This window comes from Geodermatophilus sabuli, from assembly GCF_900215145.1.
Lineage (GTDB): Bacteria > Actinomycetota > Actinomycetes > Mycobacteriales > Geodermatophilaceae > Geodermatophilus > Geodermatophilus sabuli.
Genome location: NZ_OBDO01000012.1, coordinates 156,486 through 182,366 on the forward strand (window position 1 = coordinate 156,486; position 25,881 = coordinate 182,366).

The 25,881-nt window shown below is 75.6% G+C and carries 22 protein-coding genes; 10 read left to right on the plus strand and 12 right to left on the minus strand.

Going from position 1 to position 25,881, the window contains the following annotated elements; all coding sequences use genetic code 11:
* Positions 1-110 precede the first annotated feature (110 nt).
* Entirely contained in the window at positions 111-713 is a 603-nt protein-coding gene (locus CRP39_RS23205; protein ID WP_245854062.1) for a TMEM165/GDT1 family protein, read from the plus strand.
* Positions 714-841: 128 nt separating this feature from the next.
* Positions 842-2,302, plus strand: a complete 1,461-nt coding sequence (locus CRP39_RS23210) for a GGDEF domain-containing protein (protein ID WP_101811078.1) — start codon at positions 842-844, stop codon at positions 2,300-2,302.
* Here CRP39_RS23210 and CRP39_RS23215 read toward each other — a convergent pair.
* Complete coding sequence (locus tag CRP39_RS23215; protein ID WP_097208754.1) at positions 2,279-2,860, minus strand: TetR/AcrR family transcriptional regulator; 582 nt, start codon at positions 2,858-2,860, stop codon at positions 2,279-2,281. The two genes, CRP39_RS23210 and CRP39_RS23215, sit on opposite strands and share 24 nt — an antisense overlap.
* A 66-nt stretch (positions 2,861-2,926) precedes the next feature.
* Between CRP39_RS23215 and CRP39_RS23220 the strand changes: the two genes are divergently transcribed.
* Positions 2,927-3,307, plus strand: a complete 381-nt coding sequence (locus CRP39_RS23220; protein WP_097208755.1) for a hypothetical protein — start codon at positions 2,927-2,929, stop codon at positions 3,305-3,307.
* A gap of 7 nt (positions 3,308-3,314) precedes the next feature.
* On the opposite strand, the gene CRP39_RS23225 is transcribed toward CRP39_RS23220, so the two are convergent.
* Both CRP39_RS23225 and CRP39_RS23230 read right to left on the minus strand, forming a co-directional pair.
* Positions 3,315-4,220 (minus strand): haloalkane dehalogenase, encoded by a 906-nt coding sequence (locus tag CRP39_RS23225; protein WP_097208756.1) that lies wholly within the window; start codon positions 4,218-4,220, stop codon positions 3,315-3,317.
* Positions 4,221-4,297: 77 nt separating this feature from the next.
* On the minus strand, positions 4,298-4,885 hold the full coding sequence (locus tag CRP39_RS23230; protein WP_097208757.1) for a DinB family protein: 588 nt from the start codon (positions 4,883-4,885) through the stop codon (positions 4,298-4,300).
* A gap of 92 nt (positions 4,886-4,977) precedes the next feature.
* Here CRP39_RS23230 and CRP39_RS23235 point away from each other — a divergent pair, with 92 nt between their 5' ends.
* Positions 4,978-5,733: a MerR family transcriptional regulator gene (locus CRP39_RS23235; RefSeq protein WP_097208758.1), complete on the plus strand. Its 756-nt coding sequence runs from the start codon at positions 4,978-4,980 to the stop codon at positions 5,731-5,733.
* 73 nt (positions 5,734-5,806) lie between these two features.
* On the opposite strand, the gene CRP39_RS23240 is transcribed toward CRP39_RS23235, so the two are convergent.
* Positions 5,807-6,616 (minus strand): methyltransferase domain-containing protein, encoded by an 810-nt coding sequence (locus tag CRP39_RS23240; RefSeq protein WP_245854063.1) that lies wholly within the window; start codon positions 6,614-6,616, stop codon positions 5,807-5,809.
* A 499-nt stretch (positions 6,617-7,115) separates the two neighbouring features.
* Here CRP39_RS23240 and CRP39_RS23245 point away from each other — a divergent pair, with 499 nt between their 5' ends.
* Positions 7,116-8,207 (plus strand): FUSC family protein, encoded by a 1,092-nt coding sequence (locus tag CRP39_RS23245; protein ID WP_097208760.1) that lies wholly within the window; start codon positions 7,116-7,118, stop codon positions 8,205-8,207.
* Positions 8,208-8,274: 67 nt separating this feature from the next.
* Here CRP39_RS23245 and CRP39_RS23250 read toward each other — a convergent pair whose 3' ends face one another.
* Complete coding sequence (locus CRP39_RS23250) at positions 8,275-9,807, minus strand: glycerol-3-phosphate dehydrogenase/oxidase (RefSeq protein ID WP_245854064.1); 1,533 nt, start codon at positions 9,805-9,807, stop codon at positions 8,275-8,277.
* 16 nt (positions 9,808-9,823) lie between these two features.
* Here CRP39_RS23250 and CRP39_RS23255 point away from each other — a divergent pair, with 16 nt between their 5' ends.
* Positions 9,824-11,530, plus strand: a complete 1,707-nt coding sequence (locus CRP39_RS23255; protein ID WP_097208761.1) for an FAD-binding oxidoreductase — start codon at positions 9,824-9,826, stop codon at positions 11,528-11,530.
* Positions 11,531-11,721: 191 nt separating this feature from the next.
* On the opposite strand, the gene CRP39_RS27075 is transcribed toward CRP39_RS23255, so the two are convergent.
* Positions 11,722-11,886 (minus strand): hypothetical protein, encoded by a 165-nt coding sequence (locus tag CRP39_RS27075; protein WP_172442597.1) that lies wholly within the window; start codon positions 11,884-11,886, stop codon positions 11,722-11,724.
* Positions 11,879-13,327: an FAD-binding oxidoreductase gene (locus CRP39_RS23260; protein WP_097208762.1), complete on the minus strand. Its 1,449-nt coding sequence runs from the start codon at positions 13,325-13,327 to the stop codon at positions 11,879-11,881. The genes CRP39_RS27075 and CRP39_RS23260 overlap by 8 nt, the downstream gene beginning before the upstream one ends.
* Before the next feature lie 177 nt (positions 13,328-13,504).
* Here CRP39_RS23260 and CRP39_RS23265 point away from each other — a divergent pair, with 177 nt between their 5' ends.
* Positions 13,505-16,912: an ATP-binding protein gene (locus CRP39_RS23265; RefSeq protein ID WP_172442598.1), complete on the plus strand. Its 3,408-nt coding sequence runs from the start codon at positions 13,505-13,507 to the stop codon at positions 16,910-16,912.
* An 18-nt stretch (positions 16,913-16,930) separates the two neighbouring features.
* Here CRP39_RS23265 and CRP39_RS23270 read toward each other — a convergent pair whose 3' ends face one another.
* Positions 16,931-17,554, minus strand: coding sequence for a hypothetical protein (locus CRP39_RS23270; protein ID WP_097208764.1), 624 nt, complete (start codon positions 17,552-17,554; stop codon positions 16,931-16,933).
* Positions 17,555-17,804: 250 nt separating this feature from the next.
* Between CRP39_RS23270 and CRP39_RS23275 the strand changes: the two genes are divergently transcribed.
* The 3 genes from CRP39_RS23275 to CRP39_RS23285 all read left to right on the plus strand — a co-directional run bounded on the left by CRP39_RS23275 (position 17,805) and on the right by CRP39_RS23285 (position 20,796).
* Entirely contained in the window at positions 17,805-18,272 is a 468-nt protein-coding gene (locus CRP39_RS23275; RefSeq protein ID WP_097208765.1) for a DUF7144 family membrane protein, read from the plus strand.
* 51 nt (positions 18,273-18,323) lie between these two features.
* The gene (locus CRP39_RS23280) at positions 18,324-19,556 is read left to right on the plus strand and encodes an arginine deiminase (RefSeq protein WP_097208766.1); all 1,233 of its coding nucleotides are present in this window, start codon (positions 18,324-18,326) and stop codon (positions 19,554-19,556) included.
* 172 nt (positions 19,557-19,728) lie between these two features.
* Entirely contained in the window at positions 19,729-20,796 is a 1,068-nt protein-coding gene (locus CRP39_RS23285; RefSeq protein ID WP_097208767.1) for an NAD(P)-dependent alcohol dehydrogenase, read from the plus strand.
* Between the two features lie 61 nt (positions 20,797-20,857).
* On the opposite strand, the gene araA is transcribed toward CRP39_RS23285, so the two are convergent.
* The 4 genes from araA to CRP39_RS23305 all read right to left on the minus strand — a co-directional run bounded on the left by araA (position 20,858) and on the right by CRP39_RS23305 (position 25,841).
* A complete protein-coding gene (gene araA / locus CRP39_RS23290) occupies positions 20,858-22,369 on the minus strand; it encodes an L-arabinose isomerase (protein WP_097208768.1) in 1,512 nt (503 codons plus the stop codon).
* Positions 22,370-22,382: 13 nt separating this feature from the next.
* Entirely contained in the window at positions 22,383-23,063 is a 681-nt protein-coding gene (locus CRP39_RS23295) for an L-ribulose-5-phosphate 4-epimerase (RefSeq protein WP_097208769.1), read from the minus strand.
* Positions 23,060-24,724 carry a xylulokinase gene (locus tag CRP39_RS23300; protein WP_097208770.1) on the minus strand — a complete coding sequence of 555 codons (1,665 nt, stop codon included), beginning with the start codon at positions 24,722-24,724 and terminating at the stop codon, positions 23,060-23,062. Before CRP39_RS23300 ends, CRP39_RS23295 begins: the two co-directional genes overlap by 4 nt.
* Positions 24,725-24,827: 103 nt before the next feature.
* Entirely contained in the window at positions 24,828-25,841 is a 1,014-nt protein-coding gene (locus tag CRP39_RS23305; protein WP_097208771.1) for a LacI family DNA-binding transcriptional regulator, read from the minus strand.
* Between the last annotated feature and the right edge of the window lie 40 nt (positions 25,842-25,881).

Sequence of the window (25,881 nt, forward strand, 5' to 3'; positions counted from 1 at the left end):
CGCGCCGTCCCGCCCGCACGCGGGTTCCCGGAGGGGGCTCAGCTACCGTGGAGCACCGGAATGGACTGCCCGCGCCCCGCCCGGCAGTGCCGAGCGGAAGAGAGTCCCCCGTGCTGTCCCTGACGGTCATCGCGACCGCGTACGTACTCGTCCTGCCCGTCGAGCTGCCGGACAAGACGCTGTTCGCCAGCCTGGTCCTGGCCACCCGGTTCGCTCCGCTGCCGGTCTTCGTCGGCGTGGGGGCGGCGTTCGGCGTGCAGGTGGCCATCGCCGTCACCGCCGGCAGCCTGCTCTCGCTGCTGCCCGGGCCGCTGGTCAGCGGCGTGGTGGCGGTGCTGTTCCTGGTCGGCGCGGTGCTGCTGTGGCGCAGCGCGCGCAGCGGGCCGGAGGACGCCGGGGAGGCCGCCGAGCGGCGGGAGCAGACGTCGTTCCTGCGGGCGGCGGCGATCTCCTTCGGCGTGCTGTTCGCCGCCGAGTGGGGCGACCTCTCGCAGCTGGCCACGGCCGGGCTCGCCGCCCGATTGGACGACCCCGTGTCGGTGTTCATCGGCGCGTGGGCCGCGCTGCTCACCGTCTCCGGGCTGGCGGTCTTCCTCGGCAAGAAGCTGGCCGACCGCCTGCCGGTGGCCCTCATCCGCCGGGTGGCGGCCCTGCTGTTCCTGGTGTTCGCGGTCGTGGCGGCCGTCGAGACGGTGCGCACGCTGACCTCCTGATCCGAGACCACCCCGTCCGGGGGAGGTGCCGGACCGGCGGCTCAACCGGATCGCCGGGGGCGTCGATGAGACAGCAGGACGGCCGGAGGCGCCGTCCGGTCAGGACGACGCCGAGGAGCCGTGGACCCGTGACCGAGCCGGCAGGTGGGCGTGCCGCGGAGCGCGCCGCGCTGTTGCGCGAGCTGGAGGTCCTCGACGTCCGCTGCGACCCCGAGGTGGACGGCGTCGTCCGCGTGGCCGCCGCCCTGACCGGGATGCCGTACGCGACGGTGCACCTGCTCGACGGCGAGGACCAGCGCCAGCTGTCCCCGCACGGCTTCCCCGGTGGGTCAGCGCCGGGGAACTCCTCGGTCGGCGCCGTGCTGGCCGGGTGGGAACCGGGCGTGTACGCCTTCGACGACCTCGCCGCCCACCCGCGCTTCGCGACCAACCCGTGGGTGGACGGTCGCCGCAGCCGGCTCCGCGGCTACGCCAGCGCCCACCTCGTCATCGACGGCGTCACCGTCGGGACGCTGGCCGTGATGGACGACCGCCCGCACGCCCTCACCGACGACGACCGCGACCGCCTCGGCGACCTCGCCGCCGTGATCGTCGGGGTCTTCGTACGGCGCCGCGCCCTCCGCCAGCTGGCCGACGTCGCCGCCGCCACCACCATCGCCCGCCGCGAGGCCGAGCAGGCGCACGCCGAGCTGACCCGGTCCGAGGCGTTCGTCCGGGCACTGCTGGACGCGCTGCCCGTCGGGGTCGTGGCCGCCGACGCCGAGGGTCGCCTGAGCCTGTTCAACGAGGTCAGCCGCCGGTGGCACGGCCTGGACGCCCAGCCCGACATCGCGCCCGGGGACCTCGCGTCCGTCTTCTCCCTCACCGACCCGGCCGGCCGACTCCTCGAGCCGCACGAGGTGCCGCTCGCCCGCGCCTTCGCCGAGCGCCGCATCAGCGACGTCGAGATCCGCATCGCCCCCGTCGGGCGGGCCGGCCGGCTGCTCTCCACCTCCGGCTGCGAGGTCCGCGGGGAGGACGGCGAGCTGCTCGGCGCGGTCATCGCCATGGCCGACGTCACCGCCCAGCGGGAGCTGGAGCAGGCGCTGCGCCGGGCGGCCCTGCACGACCCGCTCACCGGCCTGCCCAACCGCAGCCTGCTGCTCGACCGGCTGGAGCAGCTGCTGCCGCCCGGCCGGCGGTCCCCGGTCTCCCTCGCCGTCCTCTTCTGCGACCTCGACGGCTTCAAACCGGTCAACGACGCGGCCGGGCACGCCGTCGGCGACGAGGTCCTGGTGCGGGCGGTCGAGCGGCTCACCGGCGCGGTCCGTCCCGGCGACACGGTGGCCCGGGTGGGTGGCGACGAGTTCGTCGTCCTGTGCCCGGGCGTGCCCTCGGAGGAGGCCGCGCAGGAGGTCGCCGATCGGATGGATGCCGCCTTCGACATCCCCCTGCGCAGCAGCCGGGGTACCGAGCACCGGGTGGGCGTGAGCGTCGGCGTCGCGCTGTGCACCCCCGACGACACCCCCGACACCGCGCTGGCCGCCGCCGATGCGGCGATGTACCGCATCAAGAGCCGGCGGCGCTCAGCCCGCGCCGTCCCCGCCTGACACCTCGGTCCGCACCAGCGCCAGCCGGCCGACCAGTGCGCGCAGCCGGCCGTCGAGGTCGACGGCCGCCACCCCCGCGGCCCGCAGCGTCACCACCCCGTGCAGCGCCGTCCAGACGAGGACGGCGTCCCCGCGGGCGTCCCGGCTCGCCGAGCGCCCGGCCTCCTGGCAGGCGGCGACGGCGTCGGTGAGCACGTCGAAGGCGACCCGACCGCCGGGGACCTCTCCCTGCCGGAACATCGCCCGGTAGCGGGCCGGCGCCGCGAGGCCGGCCGTGACGTAGGCCCGGCAGCCGGCCACGAGCCGCTCCACCGGGTCGTCGATCCCGGCGACCGCCGCGTCGATCGACGCCCGCAGGGCCAGGAAGCCCTCCTCCAGGACGGCCTCGACGAGGGCGCCGAGGTCGGTGAAGTGCCCGTACACCGCAGGCGCGGTGACCCCGGCCTCGCGGGCGACCGCGCGCAGCGTCACGGCCTCGACCGAGCCGGTGCGCTCGATCAGCTCGGCGGCGGCGGCGACGAGATCGGCGCGCAGCCGACCGGGGTTCCGTGGGGGCACAAAGTCACTTTACATACGTTTAGCCCCGGCCTAGCCTCACACTTTACAACCGTAAAGGAGGCCGCCGTGCCACTCATCCCCGATCTGCCGTGGCAGGCCGATGCCGTCGGTGGCAGCCCGGGCGTCGTCGTGCTCACCCAACTGCACCTGCGCCGCTTCCGCGACGTCCCGGCCTTCCTGCGCGACTCACTCGCCATCCGGAAGCAGGCCATGCGGTCGCCGGGGGCGCGCTCGCTGTTCCTCCGGGCGCGACCCCTGGCTCGCCACTTCACCACCGTGTCGTGGTGGGACGACCCGGCCGCGATGGCCGCCTTCGTCCGGACCGACCCGCACCGCTCGGCGATGCGGCGCTGGGGTCCGGAGATGCGGGCGTTCAGCAACCGGTCGTTCCCGGGCACCGCCGGCGTCGTCCCCACCGTCGCGGAGGCGGAGGCCCAGCCGGCGTGAACCGGCGTCAGCGCAGCGTGGGGATCCAGTCGGCGAGCGCCCGGCCGATCTCGTGCGGGGAGTCCTCGGGCACGAAGTGTGCCCCGGGCACGGTCACCTCGGTCAGCGCCGCCCACTTGCGCACGAAGGCACGCGGCCGGCCGACCAGCAGGAACCCCGGGTCGGCGTTGAGGAACAGCTTCGGCACGTCGCTGGTGCGCAGCCACTGCCCGTACCGGGCGACGACGTCCCGGACCTTCGGGGGCACGTTCTCGATCGGGATCTGGCGGGGCCACTCCAGCGTCGGCCAGCGGTCCCCGGGGGCCCCGAACGGCTGCCGGTACCGCTCGTGGGCCTCGGGGCTCAGCCCGCGGGCGACCGAGGCGGGCAGCAACCGCTCGACGAAGACGTTCTTCCCCAGCACCGCCGCCGGTCCGTCCGCCCCGCGCATGGTGCGGAAGATGTTCCTCGACTGCGCCGGCCAGTCCGCCCAGGTCAGCGGGGTGACGATCGCCTCGGTGAAGGCCAGGCCGCGGACCGCGCCGGGGTGCCGGTGCGCCCAGTCGAAGCCGAGCGCGGAGCCCCAGTCGTGCGCCACGACGGTGACCCGCTCGGTGGCACCCACCTGGTCGAGGAAGCGCTCCAGGAACCCCGCGTGGGTGGCGAAGGAGTAGGTGCCCGGCCCGGGGTCGGGCAGCTTGTCCGACTCCCCCATGCCCATGAGGTCCGGAGCCAGGCAGCGGCCCAGGTGCTGCACGTGCGGGATCACGTTGCGCCACAGGTAGGACGACGTCGGGTTGCCGTGCAGGAACAGGATCGGGTCCCCCTGGCCCACCTCGACGTAGGCCATCTCGAGGGTGCCGTCGGCCCGCCGGTCCACCCGGACACGCTTGCGGGGGAAGGGGTCCTCGGGCGAGACGTCGTCGGCGGCCATGCCCGCGATCCTCACCCATCCCCCGGGGGGCCACCCGTCGGGCCCGGTGCGGCGCCTCCTCTGCGGCCGGCCGCGCGTCAGACCTGCCGGCCCGCCGCCTCCCGCGCGGCCGCCTCGATGCGGTCGCGGAAGGCCGCCCACTCCGCGTCGCCGCGCTCGGGCAGATTGGGATTGGCCGCGCTCATGCCCACCGCGCCGTCGATGAGCTCCCGGACGACGTCGGCGTGCCCGGCGTGCCGGGAGATCTCGACGCACACGTGCACCAGGAGGGTGTGCAGTGTCGGGTGCCGCCGTTCCTCCGCCCACCACGGCACCTCACCGACGGCGTCCAGCGGCAGGGCCGCGATGGTGGCGTCGGCGTGCGCGGCGGAGAACCGGTACAGCGCCACGACGTCCGCGCGGGTCTCCCCCGCGGTCGCCCACATGTCGGCGTCGTCCTCGGCGCCCTCCCTCTCCCAGGGGTCGGGAACGCCGCTCGGCCGGCCGAGCACCTCCCCGAAGTAACCGAGCTGCACGTACGCGACGTGCTTGACCAGGCCGAGCAGGTTGGTGCCGGTGCGGGTCATCGGCCGCCGGACGGAGTACTCGTCGAGGCCGTCGAGCTTGCTCAGCAGGTCGGCGCGGCGGATCCGCAGATAGGAGTGCAGGGTCGCCTTCTCGTCCATGGCCGGGCACCCTGCCGCATCCTGCCGACATCGTGCTTGACCCTGACGCGACGTCAGGCTGTGCACTCGTCCCCGTCAGAGAGGAGGACGCCGTGAACGTGGGAGAGGTGGCCGCCCTGGCCGGGGTCACGGTGCGCACGCTGCACCACTACGACCGCATCGGGCTGCTGTCGCCGTCCGGCCGCACGTCGACCGGCTACCGGCAGTACTCGCCGGCCGACCTGGACCGGCTGCACCAGGTGCTGCTCTACCGCGACCTCGGCTTCCCCCTCGAGGAGGTCGCGACGCTCGTCGACGACCCGTCGGCCGACCCCGCCGAGCACCTGCGCCGCCAGCACCGGCTGCTGCAGGACCGGCTGGAGCGGACCCGGGCGATGGTCGCGGCCGTGGAGAAGGAGATGGAGGCGAGAGCCATGGGGATCGACCTGACCCCGCAGGAGAAGTTCGAGCTGTTCGGCGACTGGCTGCCCGAGGAGTACGAGGCCGAGGCCGAACAGAGGTGGGGCGACACCGAGGCGTGGGCCCAGTCGCAGCGGCGGACCCGCGCGTACACCAAGGACGACTGGGTCCGGGTCAAGGGCGAGGGGGAGGACGTCGAGACGCGGTTCGCCGCGGCGCTGCGCGCGGGCGTCCCCGCCGACTCCGAGCCGGCGATGGACCTCGCCGAGGAGCACCGGCAGCAGATCAGCCGGAACTTCTACGACTGCACGCTGGAGATCCACGCCGGTCTCGGACGCATGTACGTCGAGGACGAGCGGTTCACCGCGCACTACGAGCGGATCGCGCCGGGACTGGCGCAGTACGTCAGCGACGCGATCCGGGCCAACGCCGCCCGCCGGGAGCGCTGACCCCTCCCCGTCGAGGTCGTGCGATCTCGCACCGGCCGTGCGGGATCGCGCGACCTCGACCGGGGGTGGCGACTCAGACGCGGATGAGCAGCTCGCCGTGCATCATGCCGAGCCAGCCGTCGTCCGCGGCTGCCCAGCGCAGCCACGCCGCGGCGACCTCCTCGAGCTCGACCGGCGTGGCCAGGCCGTAGGCCACCGCCTGCTCGGCGAAGGACGACGCCGTCGCGCGCCCCGCCCAGGAGTTCCCCCACCACTCGCGCTCGTCCGGGGAGGCGTAGCACCAGGACGACGTCGTCGCCGTGACGTCCCGCAGCCCCGCGGCGTGCGCCCAGGCCAACAACCGGCGACCGGCGTCGGGTTCGGCGGCGTTGCGCCGCGCGACGCCGTAGTAGACCTCCAGCCACCGGTCCAGGCCCGCGTCGGCAGGGAACCAGGTGAACGTCGCGTAGTCCACGTCCCGGACGGCGACCAGCCCGCCCGGCCGGCAGACCCGCGCCATCTCGCGCAGCGCGGCGACCGGGTCGGTGAGGTGCTGGAGCACCTGGTGGGCGTGCACGACGTCGAAGGCGTCGTCCGGCGCGTCGAGGGCGTAGACGTCGCCCACGGTGAAGGTCGCGGCGGCACCGGTCCGGGCGGCGAGCTCGCGCGCCTCCGCGAGCGGCGCCGGGGACAGGTCCAGGCCGACCACCCGGCCCGGCGCCACGTGGGTGGCGAGGTCGACGGTGATGGTGCCGGGGCCGCAGCCGACGTCGAGCAGGTCCAGCCCGGGGCGCAGGTGCGGGAGGAGGTGGGGCGCCGAGTTCTCCGCCGTCCGCCAGCGGTGGGACTGCAGGACCGGTTCGGCGTGCCCGTGCGTGTAGGTGTCCACGACGTCAGCCTGCACCGTAGAGTCCATACAGTGGAACTGCTCTCTCATTCTATGGGACGGCGGGTTGCTGGCCGGGCCCAGGGGCGTGGGTGGGCCCGTGGACACCGTGTGGGCACAGCTGCGCCGTCCGTGCGCCGGGCGGAGGCCGCCGCGCGGGTCCGCGACGAGTCCCGGGCCCTGGACCGGATGGCGGTCCGGCTCGACGACGTGACCGCCGTGGTGGCGGAGTACCCGCCGCACCGCGGCGTCGACCGGCCGGACCCCGGTACCGCGAACCGGCTCGCCGCGGCGCTCGCCGGGCTGGTCGACCGGCTGCGGTCCACGACCCTCGACGAGGACCCCGACTCCCTCGCCCTGGCGGCCGTGGCCGTCGGCATCCAGCGCTCGCTGCTGGCCCTCGACGCGGTGGAGACCCCGGTCACCCGACCGCCCGGCCGTGACCCTGCCCACGCCCCCGGCGAGGCGGCGCTCCGGTCCCGGCGGGAGCGGCCGCCGTCGGTCACCCTGGGTGCCCGTGGACACCCTGTGGGCGCTGCTGCGCCGTCCGGCCCTGCAGCGGGGAGTGCGGGCGGCAGTCGCGGCGGGGCTGGCCTGGCAGGTCGCCGTCCTGCTGCCGCCGCTGCTGTCGGACTACGCCTACTACGCCCCGCTCGGCGCGGTCATCGCCGTGCACCCGACGATCGCCGACTCCGCCAGCGCCGCCTGGCGCAGCGTGCTGGCGATCCTCACCGGCTTCCTGCTGGCCGTCGCCGTCTACGAGCTCACCCGCGCGGTGCCCAACGCGCTGACCATCGCGCTCATCGTGGGCCTGGCGATCGCCGTCGAGCAGTGGGGGCTCTGGCGCGAGCAGGCCAGCTGGGTCAGCTTCGCCGCCGTCCTCATGCTCACCGTGGGCCTCGACGACCCCGACACCTACGTGCTGCGCTACGCCGGGCTCACGCTGCTGGGCGCGGCGATCGGCGTGCTGGTCACCACCGTGCTCTTCCCGCCCCTGCAGCTCACCCGCGCCGTGGAGCAGATCGGCCGCACGCGCGCCCTGCTCGGCGAGCACCTCCACGCCATCGCGGGGACCCTGCGGGACGGCCGGGTGCCCGACGCCGCCGAGTGGGCGGGCCGGGCCGGGCGGCTGGACCGCGCGCTGGACCGCATGCGCGCGGCCGAGGCGCAGGTCGAGCGGTCCCGCCGGGCCAACCCGCGCGCCCGCCGGTGGCAGGGCCGCGCCACCAGCATCCGCGAGGAGTCCCGCGCGGTCGACCGCGTCGCCGTCCTCGTCGACGACCTCACCTCGCTGGTCGTGGAGTTCGAGCCGCACCGCCGCGGGATCGACCTGGTGGACGCCGGCACCGGCTGGGTGCTCGCCGACGCGCTCGACGGCCTGGCCGACGTCGTGCGCACGCCGTACCACAGCACCGACGGGACGACGCCGGACGAGCGCGACGCCGTCATCGCCGCCGCCACCGGCGCGCTGGACCGGCTGGTCGGGTTGCTGCGCACCGCGACCGTCTCCGACGACGAGGGCTTCTTCGCCCTGGGCGCGGTGGCGGTCGGTGTCCGCCGCGGCCTGCTGGCCCTCGACGCCCACCTGCGGCACCAGCAGGTGGCCTGACCCGCCGACACCGGCGATCTCGGCGGCATCGGCGGCTGATGGTGCCGAGACCGCCGATCTCGGCGGCTCAGAGCTCCTCGGCCAGCACCTGCTCCGCGACCGGGACGGCGCGCTCCCGGTCGGCGGGCACCAGGCCGATCCGCACCCGCCGGTCGAGCAGGTCGGCGACGGTCCGGGCCCCCTCGGCCCGGACGGCGAACCGCAGCTCCCCCACCGTCTCCGTCCGACCCTCCACCACCGGGTCGGCGCCGAGACCGGCCACGACCGGCGCCTCGGTGCCGTGGCGCGCGACCAGCCGCTCCGGCGCCGCGACCCGCTCCAGGGCCCGGCGCGGCGCGGCGCCCACCAGCGGCAGCCGCGCGGTGCAGGACCGCGGGGTGCCGCGGCCCAGCCGCGCGACCACGGCGTCGACGGCCTGCTCGGCCATGGCGCGGTAGGTGGTGAGCTTGCCGCCGACGACGGTGAGGACCGGTCCGTCCCAGCGCAGCAGGTGCCGGCGGGACAGGTCGGCGGTCGCGTCGCCGGGGCCGGTGCCGGCCGACGCGGGCAGCACCAGCGGGCGCAGCCCGGCATAGGCGCCCACGACGTCGGCGCGGGTCAGGGGCTCGGCGAGGACCTGGTTCACCGTCGCGAGCAGCTGGGCCACCTCGGCGTCGTCGGGCGCGGGGTCCTCGTCGCCGACCGGACCGGGCACCGGCTCGTCGGTCAGGCCCAGGTACACCAGGCCGTCCGGCTGCGGCAGCGCGAAGACGTACCGCGACCGCGACCCGGGGAGCGGCACCGTCAGCGCGGCCGACGGCGAGCCCAGCCGCGCGGCCGGGACCACCAGGTGCGAGCCGCGCGAGGGCACCAGCCGCACCCCGGGCGCCAGCCGCTGCGCCCAGACGCCGGTGGCGTTGACGACCACACCGGCCCGCAGCGACAGCGCCTCGCCGTCGTCGGTCTCCACGTGCACGTCGGCGCCGTCGACCGCCCGGACCGCCGCGCCGGTCAGCACCCGCGCCCCGCACTCCGCCGCCGTCCGGGCCAGCGCGACGACGAGACGGGCGTCGTCGGTGAGCTGGCCGTCCCAGAACACCGACCCGCCGCGGCGCCCGCGCACGCCCGGGGTCAGCCGGGTGACCTCGGCGGCGTCCACACGGCGGGTGCCGGGCAGCGAGCGCCGCCCGCCGGGCACCGACGCCCGGACGGCGTCCCCCAGCCGGCCGCCCAGGCCGGCCAGCGTGCTGACCCCGCGCCCGGCCACGTCGGGGACGAGGAAGGCCAGCGGGCGGACCAGGTGCGGCGCGGTCGCCCCCATGAGGACGGCGCGCTCGTGGGCGCTCTCCCGCGCCAGCCCGAGCTCGCCGTGGGCCAGGTAGCGCAGGCCCCCGTGCACCAGCTTCGAGGACCACCGGCTGGTGCCCGCGGCGAGGTCGGTGCGCTCCAGGAGCGTGACCGACAGCCCGCGCGCGGCGGCGTCCAGGGCCACGCCGGCGCCGGTCACCCCGCCGCCGACGACCACCACGTCGACCGAGCCGCCGGCCACGGCGTCGAGATCTGTGGCCCGCCGCGCGGCGGAGAGCACACCGGCGCCGTCGGCAGGTCCCCCGCGCAGCACCCGGCAGACTGTAGCCGTGCCCGAGCACCCCGAACTGACGATCCAGGGCTGGGGCGCCCCCACCCGCCCCCGCGACGCGACGGTGGCCCCCGGCCGGGAGGGCGACGACGGCACGCTCGTGTTCGCCCCCTTCCCGCCGCTGGCCGAGGTGCTGCCCAAGGCGGCCCGCAGGCACCTGGCCCGCGAGCTGGGCTGGACGCCCCGCGCGACCCCGCCGGTGGCCGTGCGCGAGATCCGGCTGGCGCCGTCCCGGCTGGCCGAGGAGTGCCGGCTGCGCCTGGTCGAGCTGCTCGGCGAGGAGCACGTCCGCACCGACCGCGACAGCCGGCTGCGGCACGCCGGCGGCCGGAGCTACCTGGACCTGCTGCGGCGGCGGGAGGGCGACGCCTCCGACGCCCCGGACGCCGTCGTCACCCCCGGCAGCACCGGGGAGGCCGCCGCGCTGCTGGGGCTGTGCAGCGAGATGGGCGTCGTCGTCGTGCCCTACGGCGGCGGCACCAGTGTCGTCGGCGGGCTGTCGGGCAGCGACGCCGACGACCGCCCGTCGATCTCGGTGGACCTCGGCCGGATGGCGGAGGTGACCGCCCTCGACGTGCCGTCGTCCCTGGTGACCGTGGGCCCCGGCATGCGCGGCCCGGCGCTGGAGGAGCACCTCGGGGAGCACCGGCTGACCCTCGGCCACCTGCCGCAGAGCTGGGAGTTCGCCACCCTGGGCGGCTACGCGGCAACCCGTTCGGCGGGGCAGGCCTCCACGGGCCTGGGCCGGTTCGACGACCTCGTCGCCGGGCTGACGCTGGCCACCCCGACCGGGGTGCTGGAGCTGGGTCACCCGCCGGCCTCCGCGGCCGGGCCGGACCTGCTCGGCCTGGCACTGGGCTCCGAGGGCGCGCTCGGCATCATCACCGAGCTGCGGCTGCGCGTCCGGCCCAGGACGCGGGCCGGGCGGTACGAGGGCTGGTCGTTCCGGTCCTGGGCGGCGGGGCTGGCCGGGCTGCAGCGGCTGGCACGGCACGACCTGCTGCCCGACGTCGTCCGGCTGTCCGACCCCGACGAGACCCGCGCCAACCTGCTCATGAGCGGCGGCGCCGGAGCGCGCGCCCTGCGCGGGTCGCTGCGGGCCCGGCGGCACGGCGCGGGCTGCCTGCTCGTGGTCGGCTGGGAGGGCGTGCCGCACCTGGTGCGCGCCCGGGCGAAGGCGGCGGCGTCGGTGCTGCGCGACGGCGGGGCGGTCCGGGTGGGCCGGCGGGTCGGGGAGTCCTGGCGCCGGCACCGGTTCAGCGCGCCGTACCTGCGCGACTCGCTGATGGACGCCGGCCTGCTGGTCGAGACCCTGGAGACCGCGGCCACCTGGACGGCGCTGCCCGGGGTCTACGACGCCGTGCGCGGGGCGCTGCGCGAGGCGCTGGGCAGCCGGGGCCGGACGCCGCTGGTGCTCAGCCACGTCTCGCACGGCTACGCCACCGGCGCCTCGCTGTACGTCACCGTGCTCGCCGACCGCGACGACGACCTGCCCATCCAGCAGTGGCTGACCGCCAAGCGGGCCGCGACCGACGCGCTGGTGGCCGCCGGTGGCACGCTCACCCACCACCACGCCGTCGGCGCCGACCACCGCCCGTGGCTGGAGCGCGAGGTCGGCCCGCTCGGCGTCGAGGTGCTGCGGGCGGTCAAGCAGCGCCTGGACCCGCGCGGCGTCTGCAACCCCGGCGTCCTCCTGCCCGACTGAAGGAGGAACCCTCCGCCCTTCCCTGCCGCACGATCAGCCTGGCTCAGCACACCGCGTCCTGGCTCACCGCCGGAGGTGAGCCAGGACGCGTGACGACCAGCCAAGCTGATCGTGGTGAGCCCCCCGGGGCACGCGGGTGCAGGGCGTGCCGTCGGAGCGGACGCCGTCACGACGACGGTGCGTCGGGGTGGTCAGCCGGCGGGGTCCTCCCCCACCGGGTCGCCGCCCTCGTCGGGGGCCTGGACGTGGGTGCGGTCCTCCCCCGACCCGGGCGGCCGGCGGCGGCGGAGGTGCCGGGGGAGACGACGGGGCCATGGTGGCTGGGCCTGCCGCCAGTCGTCGTCCTCCTCAGCCACGGGGGTCGAGCGCGTACCCGGAGCTGAAGACCCCCTCGGGGTCGACCGCCTGCTTGAGGGCCAGCAGCCGCTCGGCCACTGCCGGCGGATAGGCCGCGGCCACCTCGGCGGGGCCGGTGACGTCGCCGAGGAAGTTGACCATGCAGCCGGGCGCCGCCCAGGGGCGCAACGCCGCCAGCACTCCGCGACCGACGTGCGGCAGGACGTCGGCCAGCTCGGGCACCGCCGGGCCGAGGACCATCACCGACCAGGCCGCGTCCCGGCCGGACACCGCGTTGGGCACCTTCGGCGGGCGGGCCAGGGCACCGCCCAGCATCCGCAGCTCGGCCATGACCAACGGAACCTCCACCTGTGGCCCGGCCGCGGCGAGGAACGCGTCGACGGTCTCCTCGGTCAGCTCCGCCAGCAGCATGCCCTTCTCCCAGCCGGGCATCGGGTCCTTGGGGTCCATGTGCACGGCGTCCATCTCGGTGGTCCGCAGCGGGCCGATGAAACCGAGCACGATCCGGCCGGCCGCCTCCATGGGCTTGACCAGCCGCCCTCCCTCGGTGGGGTCGTCGCCGCAGTAGGCGTAGCGCAGGTGGACGACGGTCTGCCCGCGCAGCGGCTCGGGCAGGTCCGGCAGCGGCGGTAGCCGCAGGACGGCGATGGAGGTGCCGACCTCCTCGGGCAGCGTCGGCGCCCAGGTGCGGAAGGCGTGCAGGACGGCGGCGGCGTCCTCGGCGGCGAAGAAGATGCCGCCCCCGATCAGACTGCTGACCGGCACCAGCTCGAACTCCAGCGAGGTGACGATGCCGAAGTTGCCCTTGCCGCCGCGTACCGCCCAGAACAGCTCGGGCTCGCTCTCGGCGCAGACGGTCCGCAGCACGCCGTCGGCGGTGACGATGTCGAAGGAGAGGACGGCGTCCGCGGCGAAGCCGTACCTCCGGCCGAGCGACCCCATGCCGCCCCCGACGGTGTAGCCGACCACCCCGACGTCGGACGTCGAGCCGCACAGGCCGGTCAGCCCGTGCTCGGCGGCCACGGCCAGCACCTTCTCCCACTTCACGCCTGCCTCCACGCGGGCGGTGCGGCGGACCGGGTCGACGGTGACGCCCTGCATGCGGCGGGTGGAGACGAACACGGTGCCGGCGGCGTTGCGCACCGGCCCGTGCCCGGTGGCCTGCACGGCGACCGGCAGGCCGTGGGCGACGGCCCAGGAGACGGCGGCGGCGACGTCGGCGGCGCAGGTGGCGCCCACCGCGACCGCCGGGGTGTGCTGGACCGCGAGGTTCCAGGCGGCGACCTCGGCGGCGATGCCCTCGTCGCCGGCGGCGTAGACCGGGCCGTGGACGCGGCTGCGCAGCGCGTCCACGTCGGCGGCCGGGGCGGTCTGCGGCAGTGGGTCGGCGGCCGGGCGCGGGGCGGGCACGGTCGCGGAGCGGGCCTGGGTGACGCTCATGACGGGAGTTCCTCAGGGGGACGGTCGCGGGGACGCCGCGGGCTCGGGATCGGACGGGGACGACCCTGCCGACGTCGACTTGCCGGGCACTTGCAGGCCGCTTGGGTGCGCGCTTGCGCGGACCGGCGCGCCCGAGACCCTCCCGTTCCGGCGCCGGGCCTGCGAGGATCCCGCCTCGTGCGCTACCGCGTCCTCGGGCCGCTCGAGGTCACGGGCCCCGACGGTCGGCCGCTGGACGTGGGTGGCGCCAAGCCGCGCGCGCTGCTGACCCTGCTGCTGGCCGAGGCCGGCCGCGGGGTCGCCATCGACCGCATCGTCGCGACGCTGTGGGGGGACGACCCGCCACCGACGGTCACCGGCACCCTGCAGGCCTACGTCTCCCACCTGCGGCGGGTGCTCGAGCCCGGCCGCGGCCCCCGGCAGGCCCCGAAGGTCCTGCTCACCCGCCCCCCGGGCTACCTGCTGCAGGCCGACGCCGCCGAGCTGGACAGCCTGCGGTTCACCCAGCTGGTCGACGAGGGCGACCGGGCGGTCGACGGCGGCGACCCGGCGCGCGGCGTGGCGCTGCTCGACCAGGCCCTCAAGCTGTGGCGGGGACAGCCGCTGGCGGAGCTGGGCGACCAGCCCGCCGCGGCCACCGACCGGCTGCGGCTCACCGAGCTGCACGTCCGGGCCCGGGAGCGTCGCTGCGACGCGCTGCTCGCGATGGGCCGGGCCGACTCCGCCGTTCCCGACCTCGAACACCTGGTCGCCGAGCACCCGCTGCGCGAGCGGCTGTGGGCCCGGCTGGTGACCGCCCTGTACGCCGCCGACCGGCAGGCCGAGGCCCTGGACGCGCTGCGCCGGTGCACCGAACTGCTCCGCGACGAGCTCGGCATCGATCCGGGACCGGAGCTGCGCGACCTGGAGCGGGCGGTGCTCCGCCAGGACCCCACGCTCACCGACCGGCTGCCCCGGCCGGTGCTCTCCATCGTCCCGCCGCCGGCCCCCATGCCCTCGGTCACGCCCGGCAGCGAGAGCCTCGTCGGCCGGCAGGCCGAGATGGCCCACCTGCGCGCGGTCTCCGAGCAGGCGACCGCGGGGCGGCCGGGGATCGTCGTCCTCGGCGGAGAGGCCGGGATCGGCAAGACCCGGCTGGCCGAGGCCGCGGCCGACGCCGGGCGCGCGGCCGGGTGGTCGGTGGCGTGGAGCCGGTGCGCCGACGACGCCGGCGCGCCCCCGCTGTGGCCGTGGACCCAGGTCCTCGAGCAGCTGGGCCAGGAGCCGCTGCCCCCGCTCCCCGACGACACCGGTGCCGACGCCGACGCCGCCCGCTTCGGCCTGTTCCAGGACCTGCGGGCCCGCCTCGCCGCCGCGGCCGGCCGCCCCGTGCTCGTCGTCCTCGACGACCTGCAGGGCGCCGACACGACGTCCGTGCAGCTGCTGGGCCTGCTGGCCCGGCACCTGCCGCGGGTGCCGCTGATGCTGATCGTCACCGCCCGGACGATCGGCGAGGACCTCCCACCGGCGGTGGTCGACTGCCTGGCCCGGCTCAACCGGGAGCCGGCGGTGAGCCGGATCCGGCTGGCCGGTCTGAGCACCGAGGACGTCGGGGTGCTGATGGCCGGGCAGCTGGGCGCCGTGGGCGGGCGCTCGCTGGCCGGGACCGTGCACGACCGCACCGCGGGCAACCCCTTCTTCGTGGTCGAGCTCGCCCGCTGGATGGTGGGCGCCCACGACCTGCACCTCGACGGCGTCCCGGTGCCGCCATCGGTCGGCGAGGTGCTGCGGCACCGGCTGGAGCGGCTGCCGGCCGGCACGCGGGAGGTGCTCGAGCTCGCCGCCGTCGCCGGGCGTGAGGTGGGCCTGGACCTGCTGGAGGCTGCCGGCACCCCGGCGGAGGACGCGCTCGCCGCACTGGACTCCGCGACGGCCTACGGGCTGGTGGTCGAGGGTGGCCGGCCGTGGAGCTGGCGGTTCACCCACGCCCTGGTGCAGGAGGTGCTGTACGCGGACCTGCCGCGGCTGCGGCGGGCCCGCCTGCACGCCCGCCTGGCCGCGGCGCTGGAGCGGCCTGCCACCGGCCGGGCCGACGACGCGCTGGTCGAGCGGCTGGCCCACCACTTCGTCGAGGCGGTCCCGGTGGCCGGCCCCGGGCCCGCGCTGCGCTACTCGACCGCCGCCGCGCAGGCCGCCCGCCGGCGGCTGGCGCACGGCGAGGCCGCCGCGCACGTGCGCCGGGCCCTGTCGCTGCTCGACCCGGCCGCGGCCGACGCCGCCCGCACCCGCCACGACCTGCTCACCGCCCTCGGCAACGACCTGCTGCGCAGCGGCGAGCCCACGGAGGCGCGCGACGTGGTCGCCGACGCGATCGCGGTGGCCCAGGAGCTGGACGACCGCCGCTGCCTCCTGGAGTCCGCGGCCGTCTGGGGCTCCCCGACGCTGTGGAACTGGCGGCCGCACGGCGTCGTCGACCACGAGATGGTGGCCCTGCTGGAGGACCTCCTCGACGACCGGGAGGAGAGGGGTGGGTGGGTCGCGGACACAGCCGGGCCCGAGGAGCAGGCCCGGCTGACCGCCCGGTTGCTCGGCACCCTCGGCGTGGAGCTGGCCTTCAGCGAGGACCTGCAGAAGGGGCCGCGCTATGCCGAGCGCGCGGTCGCGCTGGCCCGCGAGGTCGGGGACCCGGAGCTGCTCGGTCGCACCCTGAACAACCACTCCCTCGCCGTGTGGGGGCGCCCGGGCGCGGCCGAGCTGCGGCTCGCGGCCACCGACGAGGCCCTGGCGCTGGCCGGGCGCGGGCTGCCGCGGCGCACCGAGTTCTACGCCCGGCTGCACCGGGCGGCGATCCGGCTGCACCTGGCCGACCTGCGCGGCTTCGAGGCGGACATGGACGCCGGTCGCCGGCTGTCGATCTCGCTGTCCGGCCCGGAGGTGCGCCCGCACGTGCTCTGGCAGCAGGCGGGGGCGGCCTGGCTGGGCGGGGACGCGGCACGCGCGGAGGAGCTGACGACCGAGGCGTACGAGCTGTACCGCAGGGTCACCCCGCACGCCCTGCACGCCTACGCCGCGCACCAGTTCACCCTGCGGCGCGGCGACCACCGCCTGCCCGAGGCCGTGGACCTGCTGGTGCGCACCGGCGACGAGGGCAACCCGGTGCTGCAGCTGATGGCGGTGCTGGCCGCCGCGGAGTCCGGGGACCTCGCCACGGCGCGGCGGCTGCGCAAGCGGTGGGGTCGCACCCACGTCCGGGACTGGGCCAGCGACGTCGCCACGCTGCTGGAGGCCGAGGTGGCGCTGCAGATCGGCGACGTGCCGGAGATCGAGATGGCCACCGTGCAGGTGCTGCCGTTCCGCGGCCGGCAGGCGGTGCTCGGGACGCCGTCGTTCAGCCTGGGCGCCTACGACGAGCTGCTGGGCCGGATCGCCGAACGCACCGGGGACACCGTCGCCGCGCGCGAGTGGTGGCGGGCGGCCCGCCGGCAGGGCGTCGCGGTCGGGTCGCCGCACCAGGTGGCGCTGGCCGACTCCCACCTGGCGCGGGTGCCCGAGGAGACGGCCACCCGACCGCGCCGGAGGCGATCCAGCGCACCCAGGTCGGCCTGACGCCCGCCGCGGCGATGATCACGGCCCCTGATCGTCGCTCGGCACCCGCACCGTGGTCGTCACCCGCACCACACTGGGCCGGGGCGGGACCGAGCCGAAGCCGAAGCTGACCGGCGGGCGGACCGGCGCCAGCCCGCCCAGCGGCTCGCCGTCCCACGACCCGTCGGCCGCCGTCACCGCGTGCAGGTCCTGCACGCCGTACCACTCGGTCCGGCCGTTCCCGGCCGAGCCGGTGGTGCGCAGGCCGGTCACCAGCCGCGCCGGCCGGTCCAGCAGACCCACCCAGGCGGGGGTCCGGGCCAGCGGCGCCGGGACGGCGCGCAACAGCCACCCCAGCGGGGGACGCCGTCCGGTGCGGACAGTCAACCGCAACGGTCCGGCCGACACCGTCCAGGTCCGCTCGTCGGGCCGGTGGACGCCCACGTCGAGGACCCGGACCTCGTCGAAGGCGTAGGTGGCGGCGATGAACTCCGCGGCCGCCGCCGACGGGGCGAGCAGCACCCGGTGCTCGTCGGGGCGCTGCACCATCACGTCGGAGAGCGGCCCGAGCGGCGACCGGGGCCAGTGCCCGACGACGACGCGGGTGCCCGACGTCGTGCCGGCACCCAGGATCCAGCCGTCGAAGCGCAGTCGCCCGGTCATCGGGCTCAGCGGGTCGTGGCGCGGCTACCGGTGACGACGGTGACCTCCCCGGTCGGGTCGAACAGGTCCACGGGGCCTCCGGCCCGGTCGGCGGGGGTGGGCCAGCGCACCCTACCGAGGGCTCCCCCGGCGCCGATGCCCCGACCGGTCGGGGCGGACGCATCGTCCGCTCCGCGTGAGGCGCCCGCCCCCGGCGGCGGCCAGGCTGCTGCGCGGGGCGGGACGGTCCCGCCCGGGAGGGAGCGACGCCATGTCCAGCGCCTCGCAGAGCTTGCCGGAGGCCAACTGGCAGGCCGAGGCCCACGTCGGCGCCTACGGCTACGACGACCGGCCCACCGGCTGGGCGTCGTGGATCACCTTCGCCGGCGTGATGCTCGTGCTGATCGGCCTGCTCTCGGCGATGGAGGGGGTCACCGCGCTCGTCAACGACGACTTCTACGTGGTCCGGGCCGACGCGCTGCTCGTCGCGGTCGGTTTCACCACCTGGGGGTGGGTCCACCTCGTCCTCGGTGTGGTGGGGATCGTCACCGGCGCGGGCCTGATGCGGGGCGTCCGGCTCGCCCGCGTCGTGGCGGTGGTGTTCGCCGTGGTGAGCGCGCTGGTGCACCTGGCCTTCCTGCCGGCCTACCCGGTCTGGTCGACGCTGGTGATCGCGTTCGACGTCGTCGTCATCTACGCCGTCACCGTGCACGGGCAGGAAGTCGCCTCGCCGCGCTGACCGCGACCGGGCCGGGCGGCCCCGGCGCGCGCGGTGTGCCAGCCTGCCCCCATGAGCGCACCCGCCGCCGAGACCGCCGTCCTGGGCGCGACCAGCGAGGTCGGACCGCTGCGGACGGTGCTCCTGCACCGGCCGGGGGCCGAGCTGCGCCGGCTGACCCCGCGCAACAACGACGAGCTGCTCTTCGACGGCGTGCCCTGGGTGCCGCGTGCGCAGGAGGAGCACGACCGCTTCGCCGCCGAGCTGACCGCCCGCGGTGTCGACGTGCTCTACCTGGACCGGCTGCTGGCCGAGGTGCTGGCGGTCCCGGCCGCGCGCGACGAGCTGGTCGCCGCAGCGGTCGACGATCCGCGGCTGGGTGCCACGCTCACGCGGACGGCGGCCGCGTACCTGGCCGACCTGGCTCCCGATGAGCTCGCCGGCACGCTCATCGCGGGACTGGCGCACGACGAGCTGCCCGGCGCGCGTGGCCTGTCCTACGAGCTCATGGACCGGCACGACTTCGTCGTCCGCCCGCTGCCCAACCTGCTGTTCACCCGCGACTCGTCGGTGTGGGTCGGCGACCAGGTGGCGGTCACCTCGCTGGCGATGCCGGCCCGGCACCGCGAGAGCACCATCACCGCCGCGGTCTACGCCCACCACCCGCGGTTCGCCGGCGCCGCGCAGCTCTACGACGCCTCGCTGGAGCACCTCGAGGGCGGCGACGTGCTGCTGCTGGCGCCGGGCGTGGTGGCGGTCGGCGTGGGCGAGCGGACGACGCCGGGCGGTGCGGAGCGGCTGGCGCGGCGGGTGTTCGCCCGCGGGCTGGCGCACACCGTGCTCGTCGTCCCGATCGCCCAGCAGCGGGCGACCATGCACCTGGACACCATCGCCACGATGGTCGACGTCGACGCGCTGGTCATGTACCCCGCGGTCGCCGACTCCCTGGTGGCCTGGACGGTCACCGGCGAGGTCGCGCCGGAGGACGGGGACACGACCGACCTCACCGTCCGCGGGCCCGCACCGTTCGTCGAGGCGGCCGCGACGGCGATGGGCATCGACCGGCTGCGGGTGATCGACACCGGCCTCGACCCGGTCACCGCCGAGCGCGAACAGTGGGACGACGGCAACAACACCCTCGCGCTGGCCCCGCGGCTGACCGTCGCCTACGAGCGCAACACCGTCACCAATGCCGCGCTCGAGGCGGCCGGGATCGAGGTGGTGCGGATCGCCGGGTCGGAGCTGGGCAGCGGCCGGGGCGGCCCGCGGTGCATGTCCTGCCCGGTCCGCCGCGACCCGCTCTGAACCCCGCTCGCTCCCGGAGCGAGGCCGGCCGTCCCGGGGAGGCGGCGCAGCTGCGGGTGGGCAGCCGTGCCCGGCTCTGCCACCCTCCTGTGCACCGACCCCGAGGCGGGGTCGTGGACCGGGCGTACCGCCTGGCTGCCTGGTTCCCGGAACCGGCGCCGAGGAGAGACCCATGTCCGACGTGATGCGCGCGTTCGTGATGCTCGAGGTCGGCAAGACCGCGGTGGTGGAGAAGCCGGTCCCGACGCCGGGGCCGGAGGAGGCGGTCGTGCGGACGACGGCGGCACTGATCTGCACGTCCGACGTCCACACGGTGAAGGGCGCCCTCCCGGTGGAGAACGGGCGCACCCTGGGCCACGAGTCGGTGGGCGTGGTCCACGCCCTCGGCTCGGCGGTGTCCGGGTTCACCGAGGGTCAACGGGTCGCGGTCAACGCCGTGACCCCGTGCTTCCGGTGCAGCTACTGCCAGCGGGGGTTCACCAGCCAGTGCGGCGGCGCCCTCGGCGGCTACCGGTACACCGCGCAGATGGACGGCAACATGGCCGAGTACTTCGTCGTGCCCGCGGCCGCGGCCAACCTCGCGCCGATACCGGACGACGTCACCGACGAGCAGGCGGCCTACACCTGCGACATGCTCTCCACCGGCTTCATGGGGGCCGAACACGCTCGTCTCCAGCTCGGCGAGACGGTGGCTGTCTTCGCGCAGGGACCGGTCGGGCTGTGCGCGACGATGGGGGCCAACCTGCTCGGCGCCGGGCGGGTGATCGCGGTGGAGTCACGGCCCGAGCGCAAGGACCTGGCCCGGCGCTTCGGCGCGGACGACGTCGTCGACTTCACCGAGGGCGACCCCGTCGAGCAGATCATGGACCTCACCGGCGGCGAGGGGGTCGACGCGGCCATCGAGGCGTTCGGGTTCCCGGAGACCTTCGAGGGTTGTCTGCGCGTCACCAAGGCCGGCGGCAGGGTCTCCAACATCGGGTACCACGGGGAGAACCCCGCGCCGCTGCAGCTGCCCCTCGACAGCATCGGGCTCGGTATGAACGACAAGTCCATCCACACCGGGCTGTGCCCGGGCGGCAGCGAGCGGATGGGCCGGCTCCTCCGGTTGCTGCAGACCGGGCGCATCGACCCGACCCCGCTGACCACCCACCGGTTCGGCTTCGACGAGGTCGAGCGCGCCTTCGCGATGATGCAGACCAAGGAGGACGGCATCCTCAAGCCGCTGATCACCTTCGCCTGACCGTCCCGGCGGTCCACCGCCCGGGCTCAGGTGGCAGGTGCCCACCAGGCCGGCGAGCGGACTACAGCCCCTGGGCGAGCCGGTGGTAGGCGGCGCTCCAGCGCAGCTCCTTGGCCAGCGACCGGCGGGTCGTCTCGGCGTCGATGAGCACCAGCTCGGTGGAGAACACCTCCGCGAGATCGGTGAGCTCCTCGGCCCCCAGCGCCGTCGACAGCACGGTGTGGTGCGGGCCGCCGGCGGTCAGCCAGCCCTCGGTCGCCGTCGCGAAGTCCGGCCGCGGCTGCCACACCGCGCGGGCGACCGGCAGGTTCGGCAGGGGCTCGTCGGGCTCGACGACGTCGATCTCGTCGGCCACCCAGCGGAACCGGTCGCCCAGGTCGCACCAGCCCACGACGACGCCCTCGCCCGGGGCCGCGGTGAACACCAGCCGCGCGGGGTCCTCGCGGCCGCCGATCGACAGCGGGTGCACCTCCACCCGCGGCGTGTCCCCGGCGATGGTCGGGCAGACCTCGAGCATGTGCGCGCCGAGGATCTTCGGGGTGTCGGTGTCCAGGTGGTAGGTGTAGTCCTCCATGAAGGAGGTGCCGCCGGGCAGCCCGTGCGCCGCCACCTTGAGGGTGTGCAGCAGCACCGAGGTCTTCCAGTCGCCCTCGCCACCGAAGCCGTAGCCGTCGGCCATGAGCCGCTGGACGGCGAGGCCGGGGAGCTGGCGCAGCCCGCCGAGGTCCTCGAAGTTGGTGGTGAAGGCGCCGAAGCCGCCATCCTCCAGGAAGCGTCGCAGCGCGGCCTCGATGCGGGCCTGGTAGCGGACCGCTTCGTGCTGCTCCCCGCCCGGGCCGGCGTCCTCGGCGAACCGGTAGAGGTCGCCGTACTCCTGCACGAGCGCGTCGACGGCGGAGTCCTCGACGGACTCGACCACCTCCACCAGGTCGTTGACGCCCCAGGTGTTCACCGAGACGCCGAACCGGATCTCGGCCTCGACCTTGTCGCCCTCGGTGACCGCCACGTTGCGCATGTTGTCGCCGAAGCGGGCCAGTTTGAGCGTGCGCACCGCGTCCGCGGCCGCCGCGGCGCGCGCCCACGAGCCGACCCGGGTGAGGACCCGCGGGTTGGCGACGTGCCCGGCCACCGTCGTCCGCGGCATCCGCAGCCGGGTCAGGACGAACCCGTACTCACGGTCCCCGTGGGCGGCCTGGTTGAGGTTCATGAAGTCCATGTCGATCGTCGCCCACGGCAGGGCGGCGTCGGCCTGGGTGTGCAGGTGCAGCAGCGGCTTGCGCAGCGCGTCCAGCCCGGAGATCCACATCTTCGCCGGGGAGAAGGTGTGCATCCAGGTGATGACCCCGACGCAGGACGGGTCCTCGTTGGCCTCCCCCATCGCCCGCCGGATGGCCCCGGCGTCGGTGAGCACCGGCTTCCAGACCACCCGGATCGGGACCTCACCGGCCGCGTCCAGGGCCTCGGCCACGCGCCGGGACTGCTCGGCGACCTGCTGGAGGGTCTCCTCGCCGTACAGCCCCTGGCTGCCGGTCAGGAACCAGAGCTCGTGCCCGGCGAAGGGGTCCGTGCGCATCAAGCAGCCTTCCTCACTGTCCGTAGACGTTCTGGTAGCGCGCGTAGAGGGAGTCGACGTCGGCCTGCGCGATGGGCAGGGGCTCACCGAGCTGGCGCGACAGGTGCACGGTGCGCGCGACGTCCTCGGTCATGACCGCGGCCTTCACCGCCGCGCGGGCCGAGGGGCCGATGGTGAACACACCGTGGTTCTGCATCAGCACCGCGGGCGAGCGGGAGCCCGACAGCGTGGCCACGATGCCCTGGCCGATCGAGTCGTCCCCGATGAGCGCGAACGGGCCGACCGGGATCGGGCCGCCGAACTCGTCGGCCATCGCGGTGAGCACGCACGGGATCGGCTCGGCGCGGGCGGCCCAGGCGGTGGCGTACGGGCTGTGCGTGTGCACCTGACCGTTGACCTCGGGCATGGTCCGGTACACGTAGGCGTGCGCGTCGGTGTCGCTCGAGGGCTTCTTGACCCCGTCGACGACGGCGCCGTCGAGGTCGCAGACGGTGATGCCCTCCCAGGTCAGCTCGTCGTAGGAGACGCCGCTGCCCTTGATGACGAACAGGTCCTCGCCGGGCACCCGCTCCGAGACGTTGCCCGAGGTCCAGGTGACCAGCCCGTAGCGGGTGAGCTCGGCGTGCAGCGCGGCGACGTGCTCACGCTGCTGCCGGTGGGTGCCGCGCTCGGTGCGCGGTGCGGTGGTGGTCATTCGCTTGCCTCCTCGGTGGGGATGGCGGAGGTCGTCTCGGTGTCGGCGGTCCGCCGCTGGCCGACGCCCACGTGGTCCACGGCGGCCCGCTCGACCGGGAGTGCGGCGACGTACCGCTGCATGAACGCGTCGAAGCCCGCGACGTCGATCGGGTCGGGCTCGACCGTCCGCAGGCTCGCGCTGGTGAAGACCGTGGTGTCCAGGTGGTCCGCCAGGCTCCGGTCCGGCGCGCGGTCGGCGGTGAACGCGGCCAGGACGGCGATGCCCCAGGCGCCCCCCTCGCCGGCGACGTCGCCGACGGAGACGGGGGTGTCGATCGCGGCGGCCAGGAAGCGTTGCGCCACGCCCTCGGTCTTGAACAGGCCGCCGTGCGCGAACATCCGGTCGAGCCGCACGCCCTCGGTCTTCTGCAGGACGTCCATGCCGATCCTGAGGGTGGCCAGGGAGGCGAACAGGTGGGTCCGCATGAAGGTGCCGAGGTCGAGCCGGCTGTCCGGGGAGCGCAGGAAGAGCGGCCGGCCCTCCTCGAGGTCGGTGATCGGCTCCCCGGAGAGGTAGTTGTAGGCGAGCATCCCGCCGCAGTCGCTCGCGCCGCCCAGTGCGGCGGTGAACAGGGTCTCGAAGACCTCCGACGGGCCGACCTCGGCACCCAGCCCCCGGGCGAACTCGGCGAACAGCCCGACCCAGGCGTCCAGCTCACTGGCCCCGTTGTTGCAGTGCACCATGGCCACCGGGTCCCCGGCCGGCGTGGTGACCAGGTCCAGTTCGCGGTGCACCCGGGCGAGCTCACGCTCGAGCACGACCATGGCGAAGATGCTCGTCCCGGCGGAGACGTTGCCGGTACGCGGAGCGACCGAGTTGGTGGCGACCATCCCCGTGCCCGCGTCACCCTCGGGCGGGCAGAGCGGGATGCCGGGGCGCAGCCGCCCGGTCGGGTCGAGCAGCGCCGCGCCTGCTCCGGTGAGCGTGCCGGCCGGCTGGCCGGCAAGTCTGACGGCGGGCAGCAGCTCGGCCAGGGTCAGCTCGACCCCGACCTCGGCGGCCAACTGGTCGAACCGGGCCAGCATCCCGGCGTGGTACCCGCGGGTGGCGCCGTCGATCGGGAACATGCCGCTGGCGTCCCCGATGCCGAGGACCTTCTCGCCGGTGAGCTGCCAGTGCACGTAGCCGGCCAGGGTGGTCAGGTGGTCCAGCCGAGCGACGTGTTCCTCGCGGTCCAGGATCGCCTGGTAGAGGTGCGCGACGCTCCACCGGTGCGGGATGTTGCAACCGAACTCCGCGCTGAGCCGCTCGGCGGCCCGACCCGTGTTCGTGTTGCGCCAGGTGCGGAACGGCGTGAGGAGCGCACCGTCGGCGTCGAACGCGAGGTAGCCGTGCATCATCGCCGACACGCCGAGGGCGCCGACCGTGGTCAGCTCGACCCCGTGGCGTCGCCGCACGTCGCCGGCCAGGGCCGCGAAGCTCTGCTGCACCCCGGTCCAGACGTCGTCCAGCGAGTACGTCCACAGCCGGTCCACCAACTGGTTCTCCCAGTCGTGGCTGCCGACGGCGAGCGGGGTGTGGTCCGGACCGATCAGCACCGCCTTGATCCGGGTCGACCCGAGCTCGATCCCCAGCGCCGTGCGACCGCCGGTGATCGCCGGCCCGGCATCCATCGTCATGTCAGGAGACCCCTTCGACCACTGCGGACAGGCCCGGTTCCAGCGATCCGGTCGACCGGGGACAACGACGCACGAGCGGATGTTAGCGCTAACACAGACAGGTTCACACCCCGGCGGGCAGGGCTCGGGCGGGCACGGGACCGGTGCTCCCACGGACCAGCAGGGTCGGTGGGACCGGGTCGAGGTGCAGCTCCTCGCCCCTCAGCCGGGCGAGGACCAGGCGCACCCCCCGGCGGCCCAGCTCCGCGAAGTCCTGCCGGACGGTGGTCAGCGGCGGGGTGAAGTACGGGGCCTCGGGCAGGTCGTCGAAGCCGACGACGCTGACGTCCCGCGGCGCGTCCAGCCCCTCCTCGTGGAAGGCGGCGAGCAGCCCCAGCGCCATCTGGTCGTTGGCCAGGAACACCGCGGTCACCTCCTCGCCGGCGCGCACGCGGGCGGCGAGTTCCTTGCCCGCGGCGTACCCGGACGACGGCGTCCAGTCCCCGCGCAGGTACGGGGGGACGGGGGCGCCCGAGGCGCACAGCTCGGCCCGCCAGCCGGCGATGCGGTCGCGCGCCTCCTGCGAGTCGGCCGGTCCGGTGACGTGGTGCACCGTCCGGTGGCCGAGGTCGAGCAGGTGCCGGGTGGCCAGCCGGGCGCCGGTCACCTGGTCCACGCCGACGGCCGGCTCCTCCACCGCGCCCCCGCTCTGCACGGTGACCAGCGGCAGCGGCACGTCGATGAGGTGCAGCGCCTCGGCCGCGTCGTCGTAGGTGGCCAACGCGACGACGGCGTCGACGGACTGCCCGACGAACCGGTCCACCGCCTCCCGCATCGCCTCGGCGGTCGCCTCGTCCAGCACGGTCACCGACAGCGAGTAACCCGCGTTGCGGGCGGCCTGCTCCAAGCCGACCAGCGTCTGCGCCGGGCCGTACTGGTTGATGGTGACGGTGACGAAGCCGATCGTGCGGGTCGAGCCGGTGACCAGCGCCCGCGCGGCGGGGTTGGGCCGGTAGCCGAGTTCCCGGATCGCCCGCTCGACGCGCTCCCGCGTCTGCGGGGCCACGTTGCGGTGCCCGTTGATGACCCGGGAGACCGTCTGGTGCGAGACCCCGGCGCGAGCCGCGACGTCCGACATGACCAACGCTCGCGTCGCCCCCTCGGGCTCCACCGTCACC

Excerpts from the sequence above, each read along its gene's own strand:
- CRP39_RS23295 (WP_097208769.1), bottom strand. The coding sequence starts at position 23,063 with ATGACCACCACCGCACCGCGCACCGAGCGCGGCACCCACCGGCAGCAG.
- CRP39_RS23280 (WP_097208766.1), top strand. The coding sequence starts at position 18,324 with ATGAGCGCACCCGCCGCCGAGACCGCCGTCCTGGGCGCGACCAGCGAG.
- araA (WP_097208768.1), bottom strand. The coding sequence starts at position 22,369 with ATGCGCACGGACCCCTTCGCCGGGCACGAGCTCTGGTTCCTGACCGGC.
- CRP39_RS23275 (WP_097208765.1), top strand. The coding sequence starts at position 17,805 with ATGTCCAGCGCCTCGCAGAGCTTGCCGGAGGCCAACTGGCAGGCCGAG.
- CRP39_RS23260 (WP_097208762.1), bottom strand. The coding sequence starts at position 13,327 with ATGAGCGTCACCCAGGCCCGCTCCGCGACCGTGCCCGCCCCGCGCCCG.
- CRP39_RS23305 (WP_097208771.1), bottom strand. The coding sequence starts at position 25,841 with ATGTCGGACGTCGCGGCTCGCGCCGGGGTCTCGCACCAGACGGTCTCC.
- CRP39_RS23300 (WP_097208770.1), bottom strand. The coding sequence starts at position 24,724 with ATGACGATGGATGCCGGGCCGGCGATCACCGGCGGTCGCACGGCGCTG.
- CRP39_RS23270 (WP_097208764.1), bottom strand. The coding sequence starts at position 17,554 with ATGACCGGGCGACTGCGCTTCGACGGCTGGATCCTGGGTGCCGGCACG.
- CRP39_RS23285 (WP_097208767.1), top strand. The coding sequence starts at position 19,729 with ATGTCCGACGTGATGCGCGCGTTCGTGATGCTCGAGGTCGGCAAGACC.
- CRP39_RS23225 (WP_097208756.1), bottom strand. The coding sequence starts at position 4,220 with ATGGCCGCCGACGACGTCTCGCCCGAGGACCCCTTCCCCCGCAAGCGT.
- CRP39_RS23230 (WP_097208757.1), bottom strand. The coding sequence starts at position 4,885 with ATGGACGAGAAGGCGACCCTGCACTCCTATCTGCGGATCCGCCGCGCC.